Annotated in this window: 16 protein-coding genes; 4 read left to right on the top strand and 12 right to left on the bottom strand. The window is 71.7% G+C overall.

The window, feature by feature from the left end:
• Positions 1-17 precede the first annotated feature (17 nt).
• The 4 genes from ABZ493_RS09280 to uvrA form a co-directional block, all read right to left on the bottom strand.
• Positions 18-1,040, bottom strand: a complete 1,023-nt coding sequence (locus ABZ493_RS09280; RefSeq protein WP_430581877.1) for a sugar ABC transporter permease — start codon at positions 1,038-1,040, stop codon at positions 18-20.
• Positions 1,037-2,407 carry an N-acetylglucosamine/diacetylchitobiose ABC transporter substrate-binding protein gene (gene ngcE, locus ABZ493_RS09275; RefSeq protein WP_430581950.1) on the bottom strand — a complete coding sequence of 457 codons (1,371 nt, stop codon included), beginning with the start codon at positions 2,405-2,407 and terminating at the stop codon, positions 1,037-1,039. The genes ABZ493_RS09280 and ngcE overlap by 4 nt, the downstream gene beginning before the upstream one ends.
• A 336-nt stretch (positions 2,408-2,743) precedes the next feature.
• On the bottom strand, positions 2,744-3,247 hold the full coding sequence (locus tag ABZ493_RS09270) for an OsmC family protein (RefSeq protein ID WP_430581876.1): 504 nt from the start codon (positions 3,245-3,247) through the stop codon (positions 2,744-2,746).
• Positions 3,248-3,264: 17 nt separating this feature from the next.
• Entirely contained in the window at positions 3,265-6,279 is a 3,015-nt protein-coding gene (gene uvrA / locus ABZ493_RS09265) for an excinuclease ABC subunit UvrA (RefSeq protein ID WP_430581875.1), read from the bottom strand.
• Between the two features lie 139 nt (positions 6,280-6,418).
• On the opposite strand from uvrA, the gene ABZ493_RS09260 reads away from it, so the two are divergent.
• On the top strand, positions 6,419-6,715 hold the full coding sequence (locus ABZ493_RS09260; protein ID WP_430581874.1) for a YciI family protein: 297 nt from the start codon (positions 6,419-6,421) through the stop codon (positions 6,713-6,715).
• A 67-nt stretch (positions 6,716-6,782) separates the two neighbouring features.
• Here the strand turns inward: ABZ493_RS09260 and ABZ493_RS09255 are convergent, their stop codons facing one another.
• The 4 genes from ABZ493_RS09255 to coaE all read right to left on the bottom strand — a co-directional run bounded on the left by ABZ493_RS09255 (position 6,783) and on the right by coaE (position 12,038).
• Positions 6,783-7,904: a TerC family protein gene (locus ABZ493_RS09255; protein WP_430581873.1), complete on the bottom strand. Its 1,122-nt coding sequence runs from the start codon at positions 7,902-7,904 to the stop codon at positions 6,783-6,785.
• The gene (locus ABZ493_RS09250) at positions 7,901-8,920 is read right to left on the bottom strand and encodes a TerC family protein (protein ID WP_430581872.1); all 1,020 of its coding nucleotides are present in this window, start codon (positions 8,918-8,920) and stop codon (positions 7,901-7,903) included. Before ABZ493_RS09250 ends, ABZ493_RS09255 begins: the two co-directional genes overlap by 4 nt.
• A 215-nt stretch (positions 8,921-9,135) precedes the next feature.
• Positions 9,136-11,250, bottom strand: a complete 2,115-nt coding sequence (gene uvrB, locus ABZ493_RS09245) for an excinuclease ABC subunit UvrB (RefSeq protein ID WP_430581871.1) — start codon at positions 11,248-11,250, stop codon at positions 9,136-9,138.
• A gap of 152 nt (positions 11,251-11,402) precedes the next feature.
• Positions 11,403-12,038 (bottom strand): dephospho-CoA kinase, encoded by a 636-nt coding sequence (gene coaE, locus ABZ493_RS09240; protein ID WP_430581870.1) that lies wholly within the window; start codon positions 12,036-12,038, stop codon positions 11,403-11,405.
• A 79-nt stretch (positions 12,039-12,117) separates the two neighbouring features.
• Here coaE and ABZ493_RS09235 point away from each other — a divergent pair, with 79 nt between their 5' ends.
• Positions 12,118-14,001 (top strand): ABC transporter ATP-binding protein, encoded by a 1,884-nt coding sequence (locus ABZ493_RS09235; protein ID WP_430581869.1) that lies wholly within the window; start codon positions 12,118-12,120, stop codon positions 13,999-14,001.
• A 181-nt stretch (positions 14,002-14,182) separates the two neighbouring features.
• Here ABZ493_RS09235 and rpsA read toward each other — a convergent pair whose 3' ends face one another.
• Positions 14,183-15,667 (bottom strand): 30S ribosomal protein S1, encoded by a 1,485-nt coding sequence (gene rpsA, locus ABZ493_RS09230; RefSeq protein ID WP_430572785.1) that lies wholly within the window; start codon positions 15,665-15,667, stop codon positions 14,183-14,185.
• 193 nt (positions 15,668-15,860) lie between these two features.
• On the opposite strand from rpsA, the gene ABZ493_RS09225 reads away from it, so the two are divergent.
• A complete protein-coding gene (locus ABZ493_RS09225; RefSeq protein WP_430581868.1) occupies positions 15,861-16,682 on the top strand; it encodes a class I SAM-dependent methyltransferase in 822 nt (273 codons plus the stop codon).
• 39 nt (positions 16,683-16,721) lie between these two features.
• On the opposite strand, the gene ABZ493_RS09220 is transcribed toward ABZ493_RS09225, so the two are convergent.
• Both ABZ493_RS09220 and polA read right to left on the bottom strand, forming a co-directional pair.
• Positions 16,722-17,807, bottom strand: a complete 1,086-nt coding sequence (locus tag ABZ493_RS09220) for an alpha/beta fold hydrolase (protein WP_430581867.1) — start codon at positions 17,805-17,807, stop codon at positions 16,722-16,724.
• A 42-nt stretch (positions 17,808-17,849) separates the two neighbouring features.
• Positions 17,850-20,591, bottom strand: coding sequence for a DNA polymerase I (polA, locus tag ABZ493_RS09215; protein ID WP_430581866.1), 2,742 nt, complete (start codon positions 20,589-20,591; stop codon positions 17,850-17,852).
• Between polA and ABZ493_RS09210 the strand changes: the two genes are divergently transcribed.
• The gene (locus ABZ493_RS09210) at positions 20,590-21,024 is read left to right on the top strand and encodes a hotdog fold thioesterase (protein ID WP_430581865.1); all 435 of its coding nucleotides are present in this window, start codon (positions 20,590-20,592) and stop codon (positions 21,022-21,024) included. The genes polA and ABZ493_RS09210 overlap by 2 nt on opposite strands.
• Positions 21,025-21,040: 16 nt before the next feature.
• Here the strand turns inward: ABZ493_RS09210 and ABZ493_RS09205 are convergent, their stop codons facing one another.
• Entirely contained in the window at positions 21,041-21,808 is a 768-nt protein-coding gene (locus ABZ493_RS09205; protein WP_430581864.1) for a GNAT family N-acetyltransferase, read from the bottom strand.
• Positions 21,809-21,821 lie beyond the last annotated feature (13 nt).

The raw sequence follows: 21,821 nt of genomic DNA, 5'->3' as shown, positions 1-21,821 counted from the left end.
CGCCTGGGCGTGGGCAGTCATCCCCGACCCCTCTCGTTGCGACCGCCGGCGAGGCGGTTCACGGTGAACACCAGCGCGGCGAACACCAGGGTGACGATCGCCATCGCGACGCCCATGGCGCTGGCGTAGCCGAACTTCCCCTCCGTGAAGGCCGAGCGGAACAGCTGCTGGGACATGACGAGGGTGGAGTTGTCCGGGCCACCCTGCGGGTTGAGCGCCTGCACGTAGACGAACAGGTCGAGGGCGATGATCCCCAGGTAGATGAAGGCGGTCTGCACGTTGTCCCTGATGAGCGGCAGCGTGATGGACCACGACGTCCGCCACCGACCGGCCCCGTCGATCCGCGCGGCCTCGTAGATCTCCGACGGGACGCCCTTGATCGCCGCGATGAACAGCAGCATGTAGAAGCCGACGAAGCCCCATACGACGACGAACATCGTCACCGGCATCGCCGTGCCCACGTTCCCCAGCCAGGCGAACGACTCGAACCGGTCGAGCCCCAGCCCGGTGAGGACCCCGTTGACGAGTCCGTTGCTCGGGTCGAGGATCAGGCGCCACATGATGCCCACCGCGATCGCCGGGATGACATACGGGAAGAGCGACACCACCCGGTAGAAGCCCGACCCGCGGACCCCGCGGACCTGGCCCCTGCCCGACCCGCCCACCGTGATGAGGATCGCGAACGTGAGCGCGATGGCGATGGTGACGAGCGGGATGAACAGGCCGAACATCACGCTGTTGCCGACGGCGTTGACGAACCGCGGGTCCTGCAGCAGCGTGGTGAAGTTCGCCAGCCCCACGACGTCGAACTCGGTCGTGAAGCCGGACCAGTCGGTGAGCGCGTAGAACGCGGCCTGGACGAACGGCCAGATCACGAAGACCAGGAAGAGCGCGAGCGGAAGGCCGAGGAAGACGACGAAGAAGCTCACGGTGTCGAACGACCAGCCGCCCGGCCGCCCCCTGCGGGGCCCGCGTCCGGGCCCCGCAGCGGCTCCCTCGCCGGCGGGCAGGACCTGCCCGGCGCCGGGGATGGCGGTCATGACACCTCGATCTTGTCGATCGTGTCGTCGTTGGCGATACGGTCCGTGATCGCCTGCAGCTCCTTGGTGAGGTCCGCGACCGACTTCTTGCCGTCGAGGAAGGAGTTCCAGATCGGAAGCTGCTCCTGGTTCATGCCGTAGGTGTTGACGAAGTTGAACGTGAAGATGTCGGTCCCGGCGGCGCTGAGCATGTCGGTCTGCGACACCAGCGCCGTCGAGCCGAACCCGTCGGCGGGGACGATGTCCTTGACGATGGTCGGGGCCAGCTTCGTCTTGGAGAAGTTCGTCGCCGACTCCTTGGAGAGCATGACCCGCAGGAGCTCCTTGCCCCCGGCGACGCTCTTGGCCTGCGAGGGCACGATGAACGGTTCGCCGGCCGTCGAGTGCAGCGCCGTGGCCGGCATGGCCGGGCTCGCGGTGACCGAGAAGCTCGGGACGCCCTTCATCTGGAAGTCCGCCGCCGTCTGGTCCTTCATCTCGTTCTCGATCCAGGACCCCGACGGGTAGAGCAGCGCCTCCTGCTTGTTGCTCCACTGCGCCTGGGCCGCGGTGAACTGCGTGCCCGACCCGCCGGGCTTGAAGTACCCGGCGTCGACGATCTCCTTCATGATCGTGAAGGTGGCCTGGAGCGCGTCGTTCGACCAGCAGTCGGGCTCGAGGTTCTCGAGCGCGAGCCGGACCTCGTCGCCGCCCTCCTTGATGGCCGACTCGATCGCGAGGGTCTGGTAGTAGGTCGCGGCCTCGGTGCCCCAGAGGAACAGGTACTTGCCGGCCTTCTTCGCCTCGGCGCCGAGCGCCTTGGCCTCCTCCCACGTGGCCGGAGGGGTCCAGCCGTTCTTCTCGAAGAGGCTGCCCGAGTACCAGACCCCGTAGACCGTGAGCACGTAGTTGAGGGCCGCGAACTTGTCCCCGTAGGTGCCCGGCGCGAGGACGCCCTCGTACAGCGTGTCGCGGATGGTCGTTCCCTCGACGTTGGGCGCGTCGATGATGTCCGTGAGGTCCTCGAGCTGGTCGAGGATCGTGTTGAACCCGATCGACTGCGCGCCCGAGTTGTCCACGAGGTCGGGCGGGTTGCCGCCGACGAACCGCGGCTGCAGCTCCGTGGCGATCTGCGTCGAGGGCGAGACCTTCGCGGTCGAGCCGGCGTGCAGCCCGGCGAGCACCGTCCCGGCGAACTCGACGTAGTCGACGCCGTAGCCACCGTCGAAGATCACCGCGTCGATCGTGGTGTTCTCAGCCATGCCGAAAGGGTTCTTCGCGTCCATCTCGCCGCCCGGAGCGGCGCTGGTCGCCTCCTCGCCGCCTCCCCCGCCCGTGGCGCACGCCGCGAGGGGAAGGCCGAGCGGGACGGCGGCCGCCGTGAACATCACGGCGCGGAGCACCGACCGACGGGAGGGCTGGGGGGTGATGTTGCTCTGGTCAGTGGTGAAGTTGCTGGTCATCGTCGTTGATGCCCTTCGTGTCAGGGTGCGTCCGAAGGCGCCCCGTCAACCGTGCTGCTCTGCCCGCTCGGGCCCTGCGCCGACCTCCTCGTCTCGCGCCACGGTGAGCCGTTGCGGCGGGTTCCGCACCGCTCACGGAAATATCTCCCATCCACCACGGGGATGGAGTGGAAAATATTCATGCGAGGTCGCCACGTCAACAGCCGACACGACAGTGTGACCGGACTGGTATAGATCACCCGCTCGGGTGCGGGTGGCCCCTTACGCGGCGGGTGTGGCGAGGCGGACCGGCGCCGGCTCCACGAGCACGGAGAAGTTCACCGAACGGGCGATGAAGCACAGGGCGTGCGCACGGTGGTGGAGCGCCGCGACGGCCTCGTCCGTCGCGTCCGGGCCGGCGTCGACGGTGACGCGCGGACGCAGTGTCACGTCGGTGAACTGGCCCTCGCCGCGCGACTCCACCCGCATCGTGCCGGTCGTCTCGTCCACGTACTCGCGGACCACGAGACCGTGCTCGGCGGCGAGGTGCAGGAACCACAGCATGTGGCACTGCGCGAGGCTCGCGACGAACAGCTCCTCCGGGTTGTGCCGGGCGGGGTCCCCGCGGAACGCCGGGTCGGCGCTGCCGAGCAGCGGCGGCTTGCCGGCCACGACCACCGTGTGGTCCCGCGAGTACGACGTGTACGACGTCGTCCCCGGCCCGCCACCGGGGTCGGCGGCGTCGGGCCAGGCGACGGTCACGGCGTAGTTGTGGTGCGCACCCATGGCCACACGCTAGGGCGTCAGGCGGCGCTGCGCTTACCGGGACGCTTCGGCGTGTCCTTCCCCTTCGCCGCCGACTTCCCCGCGCCCTTCGCCGCACCCTTGGCCGAGCTCCGCGCGCGGGGCGCGGAGGACGCCGACGTCGCGGCGGCCGACCGCGCCCGGGCGGGCGGCGCCGCGGTCGGGACGGCCGGGTGCTCCTGGAGGATCGGGGCGAGGAACTGGCCCGTGTGGCTGGCCTCGACCCGCGCGACCTCCTCGGGTGTGCCCTCGGCCACGACCGTCCCGCCGCCGGAGCCGCCCTCCGGCCCCATGTCGACGATCCAGTCGGCGCTCTTGATGACGTCGAGGTTGTGCTCGATGACGAGCACGGTGTTGCCCTTCTCCACCAGCGACTGCAGCACGCCGAGCAGCTTGCGGATGTCCTCGAAGTGCAGGCCCGTGGTCGGCTCGTCCAGCACGTAGATGGTGCGGCCCGTGGAGCGCTTCTGCAGCTCGCTCGCGAGCTTGACCCGCTGCGCCTCACCGCCCGAGAGCGTCGGCGCCGGCTGCCCGAGGCGGACGTAGCCGAGGCCGACCTCGACGAGCGTGGTGAGGTAGCGCGAGATCGCCGGGAAGGCGGCGAAGAACTCCGCGGCCTCCTCGATCGGCATGTCCAGGACGTCCGCGACCGTCTTGCCCTTGAAGTGCACCTCGAGGGTCTCGCGGTTGTACCGCGCCCCGTGGCACACCTCGCACGGCACGTAGACGTCGGGCAGGAAGTTCATCTCGATCTTCAGCGTGCCGTCGCCGGCGCACGCCTCGCAGCGGCCGCCCTTGACGTTGAAGGAGAACCGCCCCGGGCCGTAACCCCGGACCTTCGCCTCCTCGGTCTCCGCGAAGATCTTGCGGATCCGGTCCCACACGCCCGTGTAGGTGGCCGGGTTGGACCGCGGCGTGCGCCCGATCGGCCCCTGGTCGACGTGCACCACCTTGTCGAGCTGGTCCACCCCGGTGACCCGGGTGTGCCGGCCCGCCACCTGGCGCGCACCGTTGAGCTCGTTGGCGAGCACGGTGTGCAGGATCGAGTTGACGAGCGTCGACTTGCCGGAGCCCGAGACACCGGTGACCGCGGTGAGCACCCCGAGCGGGAACGACACGTCGATCCCCCGCAGGTTGTTCTCCCGGGCGCCGACGACCGTGACCTTCCGGCCCGGGTCGGTCGCACGACGCTCCGCAGGGAGCGCGATGCTGCGCCGGCCCGAGAGGTAGGCGCCCGTCATCGAGCCCTCGGCCTCGAGGAGCCCGGCGTAGTCGCCCGAGTGCACGACGCGGCCGCCGTGCTCCCCCGCCCCGGGGCCGACGTCGACGATCCAGTCCGCAGCGCGGATGGTGTCCTCGTCGTGCTCCACGACGATCAGCGTGTTGCCGAGGTCCCGCAGGCGGGTCAGCGTCTCGATGAGGCGACGGTTGTCGCGCTGGTGCAGGCCGATCGACGGCTCGTCCAGCACGTACAGCACCCCGACCAGGCCGGAGCCGATCTGGGTCGCGAGCCGGATGCGCTGGGCCTCGCCGCCCGACAGGGTGCCCGCCGGGCGCTCGAGGGACAGGTAGTGCAGGCCGACGTCGACGAGGAAGCCGAGCCGGGCGTGGATCTCCTTGAGCACCTCGGCCGCGATGGCCCGCTCGCGCTCACCCAGCTCGAGCCCGTCGAGGAAGTGCTTGGCCTGGTCGATCGGCAGGCGGCACACGTCCCAGATCGACTTGCCGCCGACGGTGACCGCGAGGACCTCGGGCTTGAGCCGCGCCCCCGAGCACACGGGGCACGGGACCTCGCGCATGTAGGCCTCGTACTTCTCCTTCGACCAGTCGGACTCGGTCTCCCGGTGCCGCCGCTCGAGGAACGTCACCGCGCCCTCGAAGCCGGTGGAGTACTGCCGCTCGCGTCCCCACCGGTTCTTGTACCGCACGTGCACCTGGTGGTTGCGGCCGAACAGGATCGCGTCGCGGGCGCGCTGCGGCAGCGCGCGCCACGGCGCGTCCATGGAGAAGCTCATCTCCTCCGCCAGGGCGGTGAGCACGCGCTCGAAGTACTCGGACGACGTCTGCGCCCACGGCACGACGGCGCCGTCGCGGAGGCTCTTCTCCTCGTCCGGCACGACGAGGTCGGGGTCGACCTCGAGGCGGAAGCCGATGCCGGTGCACTCCGGGCAGGCGCCGTACGGCGCGTTGAAGGAGAAGGTGCGCGGCTCGATCTCGTCGAGCGCGAGCGGGTGGTCGTTGGGGCACGCCCGCTTCTCGGAGAACTTGCGCACCCGGTCGAGGTCGTCGATGTCGGCGTCGACGAGCTCGACCATGACCAGGCCGCCCGCGAGCCGCAGGGCGGTCTCGACCGAGTCGGTGAGGCGGCGCTGGACGCCGTCGCGCGAGACGAGACGGTCGACGACGACCTCGATGTCGTGCTTGAGCTTCTTCTCGAGGCTGGGCGGGCTCGTCAGCTGCACGACCTCGCCGTCGACCCGCGCCCGGGCGAAGCCCTGCGTCTGCAGCTCGGCGAACAGGTCGGCGTACTCACCCTTGCGCCCGCGCACGACGGGGGCGAGCACCTGGTAGCGCGTGCCCTCCGGCAGCTCGAGCAGCTTGTCGACGATCTGCTGCGGCGTCTGCGAGCGGACCGGCTCCCCGCACACGGGGCAGTGCTGCGTGCCCGCGCGCGCGAAGAGCAGGCGGAGGTAGTCGTAGACCTCGGTGATCGTGCCGACCGTCGACCGCGGGTTGCGGTTGGTCGACTTCTGGTCGATCGACACCGCGGGCGACAGACCCTCGATGAAGTCGACGTCGGGCTTGTCCATCTGGCCGAGGAACTGGCGTGCGTACGCGGAGAGCGACTCCACGTAGCGCCGCTGCCCCTCGGCGAAGATCGTGTCGAACGCCAGGGAGGACTTCCCCGAGCCGGACAACCCGGTGAAGACGATCAGCTCGTCGCGCGGGAGGTCGAGCTCGATGTTGCGCAGATTGTGCTCGCGGGCGCCGGAGATGACGAGGCGGTTGCTCACCCCGGCATCCTACGTCGGGGCGCCGACATTCGTACAGGCGTTCTATGCCCTTTCGAGGCCTTTTCGGCTGCCTGACCGGTCACACCCGGGATGCTGGACGTCTGCTGCCCGCGACCGCCCGGGGTGCTTGGATACGGCCATGTCCGTCTTCGCCGTCACGTACGTCTATGTCACTGACCCCGACCGCCTCGCGGAGGTCCGGCCCGAGCACCGGGAGTTCCTCCGGGGCCTGCACGAGGACGGCGCGCTGCGCGTGTCCGGCCCGCTGCCCGCGACGCCGGACGGCGAGCCCGGCGGTGCGCTCCTGCTGGTCGAGGCGGAGGACGCGACCGGCGCCCTCGAGCTGCTCGCGGCCGACCCGATGCGCCGCGAGGGGCTCGTCGCGCACCGCGCCGCGCGCGAGTTCGTGCCGGTGATCGGCGGCTTCGCCGCCTGACGCCGAGCCCTGACGATGCGCGCGGGCCCCGGACGGCGCGCCGTCCGGGGCCCGCGCGCTCGCGTCGTCAGCGGCCCGAGGCCTCCGGCCCGGAGGACGCGGTCGTGGAGCCGGGCTCCGCCGTCACGTCCTGTGCCACCGGCGCCTGCGTCGTCGACGACGCCGCACCCGCTGCGTCCGCCGCGCCCGCCGACGCCCCGTCCTTCGCGGCGACCGCGGCGGTCCGCCGCGTCTTCGCCAGGCTGGCGACGGTCGCGATCGCGATCGAGCCGAGGATCACGGCGAGGGACAGCCAGATCGGGATCTCGGGCGCCCAGGCGACGTGCTCGCCCCCGTTGATGAACGGGAGCGTGTTGGTGTGCAGCGCCTCGAGGATGAGCTTGACGCCGATGAACCCGAGGATGACCGCCAGGGCGATCGGCAGGTAGACCAGCCGCTCGAGCAGGCCGCCGAGCAGGAAGTAGAGCTGCCGCAGGCCCATGAGGGCGAAGATGTTCGCGGTGAAGACGATGAACGGGTCCTTGGTCAGCCCGAAGATCGCGGGGATGGAGTCGAGAGCGAACAGCAGGTCGGTCGAGCCGATCGCCACGAACACCACGAGCATCGGGGTGAACAGCTTCTTGCCGTCGACCACCGTGCGCACCTTCGCGCCGTCGTACTCCTGGCTCACCGGCAGCACGCGCCGCAGGAGCCGGATCGCGACGTTCTCCTTGAACTCCTCCTCGTCGTCGTCCCCGGCCACCAGCTTGATCGCCGTGTAGATGAGGAACGCACCGAAGAGGTAGAAGACCCAGACGAACTGCTCGAGGATCGCGGCGCCCGCGAGGATGAACGCCCCGCGCAGCACCAGCGCGATGATGATGCCGACCATCAGCACCATCTGCTGGTGCTTCTTCGGCACCGCGAACCGCGACATGATGATGACGAAGACGAAGAGGTTGTCCACGCTCAGGGAGTACTCCGTGAGCCAGCCGGCGTAGAACTCGCCGGCTGGGGCGGTGCCGCCGACCGCGAGCATGATCAGCCCGAACACCAGCGCCAGGGCGACGTAGAAGCCGACCCACAGGCCGCTCTCCTTCATGCTCGGCACGTGGGGGCGCCTGCCGACGATGGCGAGGTCGACGGCGAGCAGGAGGATCAGCGCCGCGAGCGACGCCCACTCGAACCAGACCGGCAGCTCGTGGATCATGCGTCTCCTTCGGAGGTGGATGTCGGCGCGGCGAGGGCACGGGCCCGACGGTCACGCCGGTCGCGCGCCAGGGAGGCGATCGTCGTGACGGCGAGCACCACCACGATGAAGCCGAGGGACAGCGTCGTCGAGATCTCGGGGATCGCCTCGACGTGGTGCCCGCCGTTGATGAACGGCAGCTCGTTGGTGTGCAGGGCGTGGATCACCAGCTTGACACCGATGAAGCCGAGGATCGCCGCGAGGCCGTAGTTGAGGTAGACGAGGCGGTCCAGGAGACCGTCCACGAGGAAGTAGAGCTGCCGCAGGCCGAGCAGGGAGAACGCGTTGGCCGCGAAGACGAGGTACGTCTCCTGCGTGAGACCGAAGATGGCAGGGATGGAGTCGACGGCGAACAGCAGGTCGGCGCTGCCGATCGCGACCATGACGATGAGCATCGGCGTGATGTACCGCTTGCCGTCGATCTTCGCGGTCATCTTGTCGCCGACGTACGTGTCCGTCGTCGGGAAGAGGCGCCGGGTCAGCCGCAGGACGCCGTTCTCGTTCCACTCCTCGTCGTGCCCCGTGCCCGAGCGGGCCTGGGCGATCGCGGTCCAGATGAGGAACGCGCCGAAGATGTAGAAGACCCAGGCGAAGTTCGCGATGATCGCGGCGCCGGCGATGATGAACACCGTGCGCAGCACCAGCGCGATCGTGATGCCGATGAGGAGCACGCGCTGCTGGTACTCGCGGGGCACCCGGAAGCTCGTCATGATCAGGACGAAGACGAACAGGTTGTCGACGCTGAGCGACTTCTCCGTGATGTACCCGGCGAAGTACTCGCCTCCGTACGTCCCGCCCCACACGACCCAGACGATCACGCCGAACACGACCGCGACCGCGACGTAGGCCAGGGACCACGTGGCCGACTCGCGCAGCGTGGGGGCGTGCGGGGTGCGCACGTGGCCGACGTAGTCGACCGCGAGCATCGCGAGGATCACGCCGACGGTGACGATCCAGACCCAGACGGGCACATCCATGGAAACTCCTCCGGTACGTAGCACTGAGCACCGGAGGTCTTCCCCACCCGGAGCGGCTGCGAGCCTGGCGTCCGGGCCGACGAGGCCGGTCCGGCATCTGTGCCGGACGTGATGACGACCTCACCGTGGGCGGGGTACTCCCCTCCAACCCGCACACCTTACATGAGACCCCGGACCCGCCATCCGCGCATGTCACGACGGGATCCCCGGCCCGCTCAGGCCGTCGCGGCCTGCATCTGCCGCAGCTCCTTCTTCAGCCCGCCGATCTCGTCGCGGAGGCGTGCCGCGACCTCGAACTGCAGCTCCGCGGCGGCGGCGTGCATCTGGTCGCTGAGCTCCTGGATGAGCTCCGCGAGCTCGCCCGCGGCGGCCCCGGCGAGCCGGTTGCCGGTGGTGGCGCCCTCCTTGGGCGAGCCCGGCACGGGCGCGCGGCCCTTGCCCTGCGCGGACGCGGGAGCCTTGCGGTACCCGCCGGAGAGCAGCTCCTGCGTGTCGATGTCCTCGCGGGCGAGCATGTCCGTGACGTCCGCGATCTTCTTGCGCAGCGGCTGCGGGTCGATCCCGTGCTCGGTGTTGTACGCCACCTGCTTCGCGCGCCGGCGGTCCGTCTCGTCGAGGGCGTACCGCATGGCCGGCGTGATCTTGTCCGCGTACATGTGCACCTGGCCGGTGACGTTGCGCGCCGCGCGGCCGATCGTCTGGATGAGCGAGCGCTCCGAGCGCAGGAAGCCCTCCTTGTCGGCGTCGAGGATCGCCACCAGGGAGACCTCGGGCAGGTCCAGGCCCTCGCGCAGCAGGTTGATGCCGACCAGCACGTCGTACTCCCCCAGCCGCAGCTCGCGCAGCAGCTCGACACGACGCAGCGTGTCGACCTCCGAGTGCAGGTAGCGCACCCGCACGTCCTTCTCGAGGAAGTAGTCCGTGAGGTCCTCGGCCATCTTCTTGGTGAGGGTCGTGACGAGCACGCGCTCGTCCTTGTCGACGCGCTCGCGGATCTCGTGCAGCAGGTCGTCGATCTGGCCCGTGGTCGGCTTGACGACCACCTGCGGGTCCACCAGGCCGGTGGGCCGGATGACCTGCTCCACGACGCCGTCGGACATGGAGAGCTCGTAGTCGCCCGGGGTCGCGGACAGGTAGACCGTCTGCCCGATCCGCTCGACGAACTCCTCCCAGCGCAGCGGCCGGTTGTCCATCGCGCTCGGCAGGCGGAAACCATGCTCCACGAGCGACCGCTTGCGGGACATGTCCCCCTCGAACATCGCGCCGATCTGGGGCACGGTCTGGTGCGACTCGTCGATGACGAGCAGGAAGTCCTCGGGGAAGTAGTCGAGCAGGGTGTTCGGCGGCGATCCCTGCTCACGGCCGTCGATGTGCCGCGAGTAGTTCTCGATGCCGCTGCACGTGCCGATCTGGCGCATCATCTCGATGTCGTACGTGGTGCGCATGCGCAGCCGCTGAGCCTCGAGCAGCTTGTTCTGCCGCTCGAGCTCCGCCAGCCGGTCCGCGAGCTCGGCCTCGATGCCGCCGATCGCCCGCTCCATCCGCTCCGGGCCCGCGACGTAGTGCGTGGCCGGGAAGAGGTAGACGCTCTGCTCGTTGCGCAGGACCTCGCCCGTGAGCGGGTGCAGCGTCTGGATCGACTCGATCTCGTCGCCGAACATCTCGATGCGGACGGCGAGCTCCTCGTACACGGGGATGATCTCCACCGTGTCGCCGCGCACGCGGAACGTGCCGCGCGTGAACGCCGTGTCGTTGCGGGTGTACTGCATCTGCACGAAGCGGCGCAGCATCTCGTCCCGGTCGACGACGTCGCCCACGTCGAGCCGCACCATGCGGTCCACGTACTCCTGCGGGGTGCCCAGGCCGTAGATGCACGACACCGACGCCACGACCACGACGTCGCGCCGGGTCAGCAGCGACGACGTCGCCGAGTGCCGCAGCCGCTCCACCTCGTCGTTGATCGACGAGTCCTTCTCGATGTAGGTGTCCGTCTGCGCGATGTACGCCTCGGGCTGGTAGTAGTCGTAGTACGAGACGAAGTACTCGACGGCGTTGTTCGGCAGCAGCTCGCGGAACTCGGTGGCCAGCTGCGCGGCGAGCGTCTTGTTGGGCGCCATGACGAGCGTGGGCCGCTGCAGCTTCTCGATGAGCCACGCGGTCGTCGCGCTCTTGCCGGTGCCGGTCGCGCCGAGCAGGACGACGTCCTTCTCCCCCGCCTGCACGCGCGATGTGAGGTCCGCGATGGCGGTGGGCTGATCTCCCGAGGGCTGGTACTCGGACACCACCTCGAAGGGGGCCACCGCACGCTGCAGGTCGGTCACGGGTCGCATGCCACCACGGTACGGCGCGCCTCCGACACCTCACCGTTCCACCGGGTCCAGAACGGACAGGGGGTAAATCGCCGACACGCCTGTCGTCGGGGTAGGGTCGGCGGGCGCCGTCGTCGCCACGGCCTCCGGCCGGTCGCGCTCGGCGGGACCGCTCAGGTCCGGGAGGCCTCGCCCTCGGACTCCTGCTCGACCTCGCTGCGGAGCCGCTCCCACAGGGCGTCGACCTGCTCGCGCAGCCCGTCCTCCGTGCCCGTGCCGTCCAGGACGACGTCAGCGACGGCGGTCCGTTCCTCGTCCGTCGCCTGCGCGCCGACGCGCGCCCGCGCGGCCGCGTCGTCGAGGCCGCGCCCGCCCACGAGCCGCGCGATCCGCTGCTCCGCGGGGGCGTGCACGACCACCAGCAGGTGGAAGTGGTCGGCCTGCCCCGTCTCGACGAGCAGCGGGATGTCGTGGACCACCACGGCACGGTCGTCCGCGGCCCCGGCGAGCGCCTCGCGCTCCGCCGCGATGCGCCGGATCTCCGGGTGCAGGATCGACTCCAGCCGCTCGCGCGCGGCGGCGTCGTCGAAGACGAGCCGCCCGAGCGCGGGCCGGTCGAGGCTGCCGTCCGCCGCGAGGACGCCGTCGCCGAAGGCCGCGACGACCTCGTCGAGCCCCACGGTGCCGGGCGCCACCACCTCGCGGGCGAGGAGGTCGTGGTCGACCACGACGGCGCCCAGCTCGGCGAGGCGACGCGCGACGACGGACTTGCCTGCGGCGATGCCGCCCGTGAGGCCGATGCGAAGCATGGGGACCATCCTGCCCCGGGCGTAGGCTTCCCGCCATGAGCGCCCAGCGGCACCGGGCCGGGGCGGGCCGGGAGGTGCCATGGCGGGCGGACCCATGATGCGGTCGTACCTGAACGACGCGACCGTGAAGGACCGGCGGCTCGCGGGACCGACGCTTCGACGCATCCTCGGCTTCGCCCGCCCGTACCGGGCGCAGCTCGCGGCGTTCGTCGGCCTGCTGGTGCTCAGCGCCGCCGCCGGCGCCGTCACGCCCTTGCTCTTCCAGCGGCTCATCGACGACGGCATCACGGCCGGCGACCGCGGACTCGTGCTGGCTCTCGCCACCGCCGCGGCCGGCATCACCCTCTTCAGCGCGGTCCTCGCGGTGGCCGAGCGCTGGCTGTCGTCGCGCGTGGGCGAGGGTCTCATCCTCGACCTGCGCACCGCCGTCTTCGACCACGTCCAGCGGATGCCCCTCGCCTTCTTCGCGCGGGCGCGCACCGGCGCGCTCGTGCAGCGGCTCAACGGCGACGTGCTCGGTGCGCAGCAGGCGTTCACCTCGACGCTGCAGACGGTCGTCTCCAACGGGCTGACGATCGCGTTCACCCTCGCCGCGATGCTCGCGATGTCGTGGCAGCTCACCCTCGTGTCCCTGGTGCTGGTCCCGCTGTTCGTGCTTCCCGCCCGGTGGTTCGGCCGCCGCCTCGCCGGCCTGGCGCGCACGGGGTACGACCTCAACGCGGACGCCGGCCAGATGATGAACGAGCGGTTCAACGTGGCCGGTGCGCACCTGGTCAAGGTGTTCGGCGACCCGGATGCGGAGAGCGCGCGGTACGCGGCCCAGGTCCGCCGCCTTCGCGACCTCGGCGTCCGCACGGCGCTGCTCGGCACGTGGTTCCGCGTCGGCCTGACGACCCTCGCGTCCCTCGCGATCGCCGTCGTCTACGGCCTGGGCGGGCTGCAGGCGATCGCGGGCGAGCTCACGGTCGGCACCGTCGTCGCGCTCACCGCCTACCTCAGCCGTCTCTACGGGCCGCTCTCGGCGATGTCGAACGTCCAGGTCGACGTCATGACGGCCCTGGTCAGCTTCGAACGGGTGCTCGAGGTGCTCGACCTCGAGCCGGCGCTCGCCGAGAAGCCCGGCGCCGCCGACCTGCGCGCTGCGGTGGCCGCCCGGGGCGCCTCCGTCGAGCTCGACCACGTGACCTTCCGGTACCCGCGGGCGGACGAGGTCTCGCTCGCGTCCCTCGAGTCGGTCGCGACCCTGCGCTCCGACCCTACGGGGGACACGCTGCGCGACGTGTCGTTCTCCGTGCCGGCAGGTGCGATGGTCGCCCTCGTCGGGCCCTCCGGGGCGGGCAAGACCACCGTCTCCCAGCTCGTCTCGCGCCTGTACGACCCGACGTCCGGTGCCGTCCGCATCGCCGGCGAGAATCTCCGGGACGTCACCGCCGCGTCCCTGCGGGGCACCGTCGGCGTCGTCGCCCAGGAGGCGCACCTCTTCCACGACACGGTGGCGGCGAACCTCCGTTTCGCGCGCCCCGACGCGTCCGACGACGACCTCGAGACGGCGCTGCGCCAGGCCCGCATCTGGGACCTGGTGGCCCGGCTCCCCGAGGGCGTCGAGACCGTCGTGGGCGACCGCGGCTACCGCCTCTCCGGCGGGGAGCGCCAGCGGCTCGCCATCGCACGCCTGCTCCTCAAGGCACCCGACGTCGTCGTGCTCGACGAGGCGACCGCCCACCTGGACTCCGATTCGGAGGCCGCCGTCCAGGCGGCGCTCGACCAGGCGCTGGCGGGCCGCACGTCCCTCGTCATCGCGCACCGGCTGTCGACGGTCCGCGCCGCCGACGCGATCGTCGTCCTGGCCGAGGGCCGCGTGGTGGAGACCGGCACGCACGCCGAGCTGCTCGCCGCGGGCGGCCTGTACGCCGAGCTCTACGCGACGCAGTTCGCGGACGCCGGCACGACGGCGGCCGAGTAGCGGCTCGGGCCCGGTCCGAGCCGCACGCCGAGGGGCGGGCGCGGCCACCGGGCGGCGTCCCGCCCTGTCTCCTCGCGCGCGCTCTCCCCGCACGCACGACGGCGGCCCGCCACCCCGAGGGGTGACGGGCCGCCGTGGGCTACCGGTGGGTCGCGGACGACCCGTCGGTGTCAGTCGCCGATCAGTTGCCCGTGAGCTTCTCGCGGAGCGCGGCGAGCGCCTCGTCCGAGGCGAGCGTGCCCGCGGCCTCCTGCGCCGGCGGGGCCGACGAGTAGGAGGAGGAGGACGAGCTGCTGGAGCCGCCACCGGGGACCGCGTCGTTCACGGCCGCGTCGGCGTCCGCCGCGATGGCCGCACGGACCTGCTCGCGGTGCGACTCCCAGCGGGCGTGCGCCTTGGCGTACTCCGCCTCCCAGGCCTCACGCTGCGTCTCGAAGCCCTCGAGCCACTCGTTGGTCTCCGGGTCGAAGCCCTCGGGGTACTTGTACTCGCCGTTCTCGTCGTACTCGGCAGCCATGCCGTAGAGCGCGGGGTCGAAGTCCTCGGACTCCGGGTCCATGCCCTCGTTGGCCTGCTTGAGCGACAGCGAGATGCGGCGACGCTCGAGGTCGATGTCGATGACCTTGACGAACACCTCGGCACCGACGCTGACGACCTGCTCGGGCAGCTCGACGTGGCGGACGGCCAGCTCGGAGATGTGCACCAGGCCCTCGATGCCGTCCTCGACGCGGACGAACGCACCGAACGGCACGAGCTTCGTGACCTTGCCGGGCACGACCTGGCCGATGGCGTGCGTGCGGGCGAAGGTCTGCCACGGGTCCTCCTGCGTCGCCTTCAGCGACAGGGAGACGCGCTCGCGGTCGTGGTCGACGTCGAGCACCTCGACGGTGACCTCCTGGCCCACCTCGACGACCTCGGACGGGTGGTCGATGTGCTTCCAGGACAGCTCCGAGACGTGCACCAGACCGTCGACGCCGCCGAGGTCCACGAACGCACCGAAGTTGACGATCGAGGAGACGACACCGGGGCGCACCTGGCCCTTCTGCAGCGTCTGCAGGAAGGTGGAGCGGACCTCGGACTGCGTCTGCTCGAGCCAGGCACGGCGCGACAGGACCACGTTGTTGCGGTTCTTGTCGAGCTCGATGATCTTGGCCTCGATCTCCTTGCCGACGTACGGCGCGAGGTCGCGGACGCGACGCATCTCCACGAGGGAGGCGGGGAGGAAGCCACGAAGACCGATGTCGAGGATGAGGCCGCCCTTGACGACCTCGATGACGGTGCCGGTGACGACGCCGTCCTCCTCCTTGATCTTCTCGATCGTGCCCCAGGCGCGCTCGTACTGGGCGCGCTTCTTCGACAGGATCAGGCGACCCTCCTTGTCCTCCTTCTGGAGGACGAGAGCCTCGACGGCGTCGCCCACGGCGACGACCTCGCCCGGGTCCACGTCGTGCTTGATGGAGAGCTCCCGGGACGGGATGACACCCTCCGTCTTGTAACCGATGTCGAGGAGGACCTCGTCGCGGTCGACCTTGACGATCGTGCCTTCCACGATGTCACCATCGTTGAAGTACTTGATGGTGGCGTCGACGGCGGCAAGGAAGTCCTCTTCGGTGCCGATGTCGTTGACGGCAACCTGCGGGGCGGACTTCGTGGTGGAGATGGTCATTGAGTAGATGCTCCGATGCGGACAGGACGTAGTGCGGACAGGGTCTGTGGCGCGAGCACCCGGGCATCGACGCGGGGACCGGTCCGCACGACGGCGGTCCGAACCCCGAGACGTCCTCAGGCGCACTGCACCGCCGACAATCTTATCGATGGTCCGGCGAGGGGTCAACGCGGCCCCGTGCCACGATGACCGGGTGAGCGAACATCCTCCCGCGCCCCGTCCCGTCACGCACGCGGGGTACGGCGACGTCCCCGACGACGCCGGCAACGCCGCCGCGCGCGGGTGGTGGGACGAGAACGCCGACGAGTACCTCGCCGAGCACGGGCAGTTCCTCGGCGACGCCGGCTTCCGGTGGGGCCCCGAGGGGCTGACCGAGGCGGAGGCCGGCCTGCTCGGCGACGTCGACGGCGCGCGGGTCGTCGAGCTCGGCGCCGGGGCGGCGCACTGCTCGCGCTGGCTGGCCGGACGCGGCGCCGCGGTCGTCGCCACCGACGTCTCGGCGCGCATGCTCGCCGGAGCCGCCAGGCTCAACGCCGCCACCGGCACGCAGGTGCCGCTGGTGCAGGCCGATGCCCGGTCGCTCCCGTTCGCGGCGGGGTCCGTGGACGTCCTGTTCACCTCCTACGGGGCGATCCCGTTCGTGGCCGACGCGGAGCGCGTGCACGCCGAGGCGGCCCGCGTGCTGCGGCCCGGCGGCCGGTGGGTGTTCTCGGTGACGCACCCGGTCCGTTGGGCCTTCCCCGACGACCCGACGTCCCACGGCCTCACCGTGCACCGCTCGTACTTCGACCGCCGCCCCTACGTCGAGACCGACGACCTCGGGGAGGTGCGCTACGCCGAGTACCACCGCACGATCGGCGACCACGTGCGCGACGTCGCCGCCGCCGGGCTGCGCCTGCGCGACGTCGTCGAGCCCGAGTGGCCCGACTGGAACACCGCCACGTGGGGCGGGTGGAGCCCCGAGCGCGGCGCCGTCCTGCCGGGCACCGCGATCTTCGTCACGACGAAGGACTGACCACCCGCGGGCGCCCCTCCCGACGGGCCGACCGACGGATCAGGCGGCCTCCCCACGTCCCCGTACGAACTCGGTGAACGCCGTCAGGAACGCGGTCGGCGCCGCGTCGTGGACCATGTGCCCGACCGGGATCTCGACGAGCCTCGCGTCAGGGAGGGCAGCAGCCAGGTCGGCGAGGTCGTGCTGGTCGACGGTGCTCGCCTGCCCGCCCGCGACGATCAAGGTCGGCACCGAGATCGTCAGGGCCGCCGCCCACCACGCGGGGTCGGGCGCGCTGCGCTCGGCCCGCAACGCGTTCGCCAGGGGCCAGTCGAAGGGCAGCGGGTGGTCTGGACGGTCGAACGGCGCGAGCGGCGCGCCACCCGGCCGGGGCGGCGTCGCGTCCTCCAGCACGAGCCGCGTCACGCGCTCGGGGACCGCCGCCGCGAGGAGAGCCGCCGTCGCGGCCCCCATCGAGTGCCCGACCACCGTGGCGGCGGCGACCCCCAGCACGTCGCACACCTCCAGGACGTCCCGCCAGAGCGCCACGTAGGAGTACTCCCCCCGCCACTCGCTGTCGCCGTGACCGCGCGCGTCGAGCGCCAGCACCCGGAACCCGAGGGCCGCGAGATCGTCCAGCAGGGGTGACCATGACGCCGAGCTCTCCCCCGCGGCATGCAGCAGCACCAGGGGCGGCGCGGCCGGGTCGCCCGCCTCCCGGTAGGCGAACGTCCGATCGCCGGCGACGAGGTGACGCACGGCGTCCGCCGCCCGGTCCTCGCCGGCCACGGCCGACGGCCCGACGCCGTCGGACGCCTGGCCCGCACCGTCGAGGACACGGTGCGGGACCCAGCCTGCACGTCCGTCGACGGCGACGCACCAGCTCCAGCGCGACGGCCGGTCGTCGGCGAGGACGTCGACCCAGGCGCCCGCGGCGACCTCCAGCTCTCGGGTGTCGTACTCCTCGACCACCGTGGCGACAGGTCGGGCGTCGTCGAGGAACCGCGCCGGCACCCATCCCGTGCCGTGCTCCGCGGTGACGAACACGAAGGCCGGCCACGTGACGTCCCGCTCACCGACCCGGACCCGGTCGCCGCGGACGACCTGCAGCGGAGGCCGCTCCGGCACGGCGTGGGATGCGGTCACCCTGGCCGGTCCGAGCCGCATCCCCCCGCCTCCCGTCGCCACTCAGTGCCCGGCGTCGTGCCAGGTCGCCCCGGCGCCGACGGAGACGTCCAGCGGCACGTCCAGCTCCACGGCCGATCCCATCTGGGAGCGCAGCACGTCCTCCGCCGCCTCGCGCTCGCCCGGCGCCACCTCGACGACGAGCTCGTCGTGCACCTGCAGCAGGAGCCGCGACGCGAGGCCGCGCTCGTCCAGCTCGCGCTGCACTCCGAGCATCGCGACCTTGATGATGTCGGCGGCGCTGCCCTGGATCGGCGCGTTGAGCGCCATGCGCTCGGCCATCTGCCGGCGCTGCCGGTTGTCGCTCGTGAGGTCGGGCAGGTAGCGGCGGCGACCCAGGATCGTCGCGGTGTACCCCGTCGCGCGCGCCTCCTCGACCACCCCCGTGAGGTAGTCGCGCACCCCGCCGAACCGGGTGAAGTAGTCGTCCATCAGCGACTGCGCCTCCCCCGTCGGGATGGTGAGCTGCTGCGACAGCCCGAACGCGCTCAGCCCGTACGCGAGGCCGTAGCTCATCGCCTTGATCTTCGAACGCATCTCCGGCGTGACGTCGTCGGGTGCCACCTCGAACACCCGGGAGCCCACGTAGCGGTGCAGGTCCTCGCCGGAACGGAAGGCCTCGATCAGCCCCTCGTCGCCGGACAGGTGCGCCATGATCCGCATCTCGATCTGGCTGTAGTCGGCCGTCAGCAGCGTCTCGTAGCCCTCGCCGACCCGGAACGCGCGGCGGATGCGCCGCCCCTCCTCGGTGCGGATCGGGATGTTCTGCAGGTTCGGGTCCGTGGAGCTCAGCCGGCCCGTCGCCGCGATCGTCTGCTGGAAGGTCGTGTGGATCCGCCCGTCGGGCGCCACGGACTTGAGCAGGCCCTCGACCGTGGACCGCAGCCGGGTCGCGTCGCGGTGCGCCAGCAGGTGCTCCAGGAACGGGTGCTCCGTCTTGACGTACAGGTCCTGCAGGGACGCGGCGTCGGTGGTGTAGCCCGTCTTGATCTTCTTGGTCTTGGGCATGCCCAGCTGGTCGAACAGCACCTCCTGCAGCTGCTTCGGGCTGCCGAGGTTCACCTGCCGGCCGATCACGTCGTACGCCTCGGCCGCGGCGTCGGCCACCATCGACGCGAACTGCTTCTCGAGCTCCGTGAGGTACTCGACGTCCGCCGCGATGCCCGTGCCCTCCATCCGGCCCAGCACGGCCGTGAGCGGCAGCTCCAGGTCCGTCAGCAGCCCCGCGGCGCCCCGGTCCTCGAGCTGCCCGGACAGCGCCTGCGCCAGGTCGACCACGGCCGCCGCGCGCACGGCCGCCTGTCGCGCCCGCGGGTCCTCGTCGCCGCCGTCGAGCGCGAGGTCGAGGGCGCCCTGCCCGGCGGCGTCGGGCGCCTCCCCCGCGGACAGCTCCCGCCCGAGCAGGCGCACCGTGAGGTCGGCGAGGTCGTAACCGCGCTGGTCGGGGTAGCAGAGGTAGGCCGCGAGCTCGGTGTCGAAGGAGACGCCCTGCAGGTCGAGCCCGCGCCCCGCGAGCTCGTGCCAGGCGGCCTTGGCACCGTGCACGACCTTCGGCGCCGCCGGGTCGGCGAGCCAGGTGGCGAGCGCCCGCTCGTCCTCGGGCGTGACGTCCGCCAGGTCCACGACCGCCGCGGCGGTCTCCGCGTCGTGGTCGTCGGCGAGCGCGACGTCCCAGGCGTCCCCCGCCCCGGGCGTCGCCGTCCCCGTGACCTCGAGCCCGAGGGGACGGCCGGAGCGCGCGGACAGCCAGGCGCCGAGCCCGCCCGGCTCGAGCGTCGCGAGCGCGACCTGCACGCCCTCCGTCTCGACCGCCACGGCCGGCTCCGCGGACGGGTCCGCCGCGAGCAGACGGTCGCGCAGCGCGCCGAACTGCAGCGTGTCGGACACCCGGTGCACCGCCTCGCGGTCGAACCCGGCGAGCCCCAGCTGGTCGACCGACAGAGGAAGCTCGACGTCCACCAGCAGCCGGTTGAGCTCACGGTTGAGGCGCACCTGCTCGACCGCCTCCCGCAGGTTCCCCGCGGCCTTGCCCTTCAGCTCGTCGACGTGCTCGAGCAGCGGCTCGAGGCCGCCGTAGGTCGTGACCCACTTGGCCGCCGTCTTGGGGCCGACGCCGGGCACGCCGGGCAGGTTGTCGCTCGACTCGCCCACGAGGGCGGCGAGGTCGGGGTACTGCTGCGGCGGCACGCCGTACTTCTCGGCCACGGCCTCCGGCGTCATGCGTGCCAGGTCCGACACGCCCCGCTTCGGGTAGAGCACGGTGACGTCCTCGGTGACGAGCTGCAACGAGTCCCGGTCGCCGGAGCAGACCAGGACGTCGAAGCCCGCCTCGCGCCCCTCGCGGGCGAGCGTCGCCAGGATGTCGTCCGCCTCGATCCCCTCGCGCTGCAGCGCGGGGATGCGCAGCGCCTCGAGGACCTCCTTGATGAGCGGCACCTGCCCGCGGAACACCTCGGGGGTCGCGTCCCGGTTGCCCTTGTACTCGGGGAACCGCTCGGTGCGGAACGTCACGCGGCCGGCGTCGAAGGCGACGGCGGCGTGCGTGGGCTGCTCGTCGCGCAGCAGGTTCGTCAGCATCGACGTGAAGCCGTAGACGGCGTTCGTCACCTGGCCGCTGGAGGTCACCAGCGTGTCCGGCAGCGCGAAGAACGCTCGGTACGCCATGGAGTGGCCGTCGATCAGCAGGAGGCGTGGGCGGGTCCCGGTTCGCGCGGAGGTCGTCACGGGTGCCAACCTATCGCCCATGTCTGACACCACCGCCGACGCGCCCCGGTTCCCCCGCACCCTCGAGGAGTGGACGGCCGCCGCGCAGGGCACGCTCATCGAGCGCCTCGGGATCCGGCTCACGGAGGTGGCCGCCGAGCGCACCACCGGCAGCATGCCGGTGGCCGGCAACACCCAACCGGCGGGCCTGCTGCACGGCGGCGCGACGGCGACGCTCGCGGAGACCCTCGCCTCCGTCGCCGCCCAGCAGCACGCAGGGCCGGGTCGCGGCGCGGTCGGGCTGGAGCTCAACGCGACCCACCACCGGGGAGTGCGGTCCGGGACGGTGCACGGGGCGGCCACCGCGCTGCACCTGGGGCGGTCGACGGCCGCCTACGAGATCGTCGTCACGGACGACGACGGCCGGCGGGTCTGCACCGCGCGGCTCACCTGCATGATCCTCGACGCCCGCTGACGTCGGGACGGCACGCTCAGGACGGGACGGACTCGCTCGCCGCGTCGCGCCGCGGCACGACACCCAGCGAGGTCACGTCGTCGCCACCGTCGACGGCCTCGTCGGGCCCGGCCGTCCGCCCGGCGGCCGCGCGGAGCGCCGCGTCGCGCTCCGCCTGGAACGCGCGCAGGTCGACCGGGCCGGTGGGCAGGCCCGCGGCGCGGGCCCGGCGACGTCGCGCGACGAGGTCCTCGATAGCCGCGCGGGTCGCCTCCCGGCGCCCCACGCGGACAGCCGTCCGCGTCGCGCGGGGGTTCTCCTGGACGAGCCTGCGCTGCAGCGTCGCCGTGGCCACCACGCGGTGCCCCGACGTGGGTGCGAACCCCAGGCGGGCGAGGAAGCGGTGCATCCCGCGGGCACCCGGGGCCGGCGCGCAGTAGACGTTCTCCGCGCCCCGCTCCCCCGCGACCGCGGCTGCCGCCGCGAGGAGCGCGTGACCGACGCCACGGCGACGGGCGGACGGGCTCACGAAGACGGCGTCGACGTACAGGCTCGTGGTCGTGGCGAACAGCAGGGGGTCGATGACGCGCAGGACGGCGAAGCCGCAGATCTCGCCCTCGTGGCTCGCGACGAGGACCTGCCCGCCCGCGCCCAGCAGCACGCTCAGGTGCTCCAGCAGGCGCGAGGCGTCCGCAGGGGTCCCCTGCGCGCCCGACGGCGACTCCTCGACCGCACGCTCGGCCAGGCGCGCGACGTCGACCATGTCGTCCTGCTCGACCGGCCGGACCTCCACCGCTGCACGCATCGGCACCTCCTCG

This window comes from Isoptericola sp. NPDC019482, assembly GCF_040632295.1.
In the GTDB taxonomy this organism is placed as follows: domain Bacteria; phylum Actinomycetota; class Actinomycetes; order Actinomycetales; family Cellulomonadaceae; genus Isoptericola.
The sequence above is the reverse complement of the archived record's forward strand: the minus strand, read 5'-3'. Positions and strand labels throughout refer to the sequence as shown.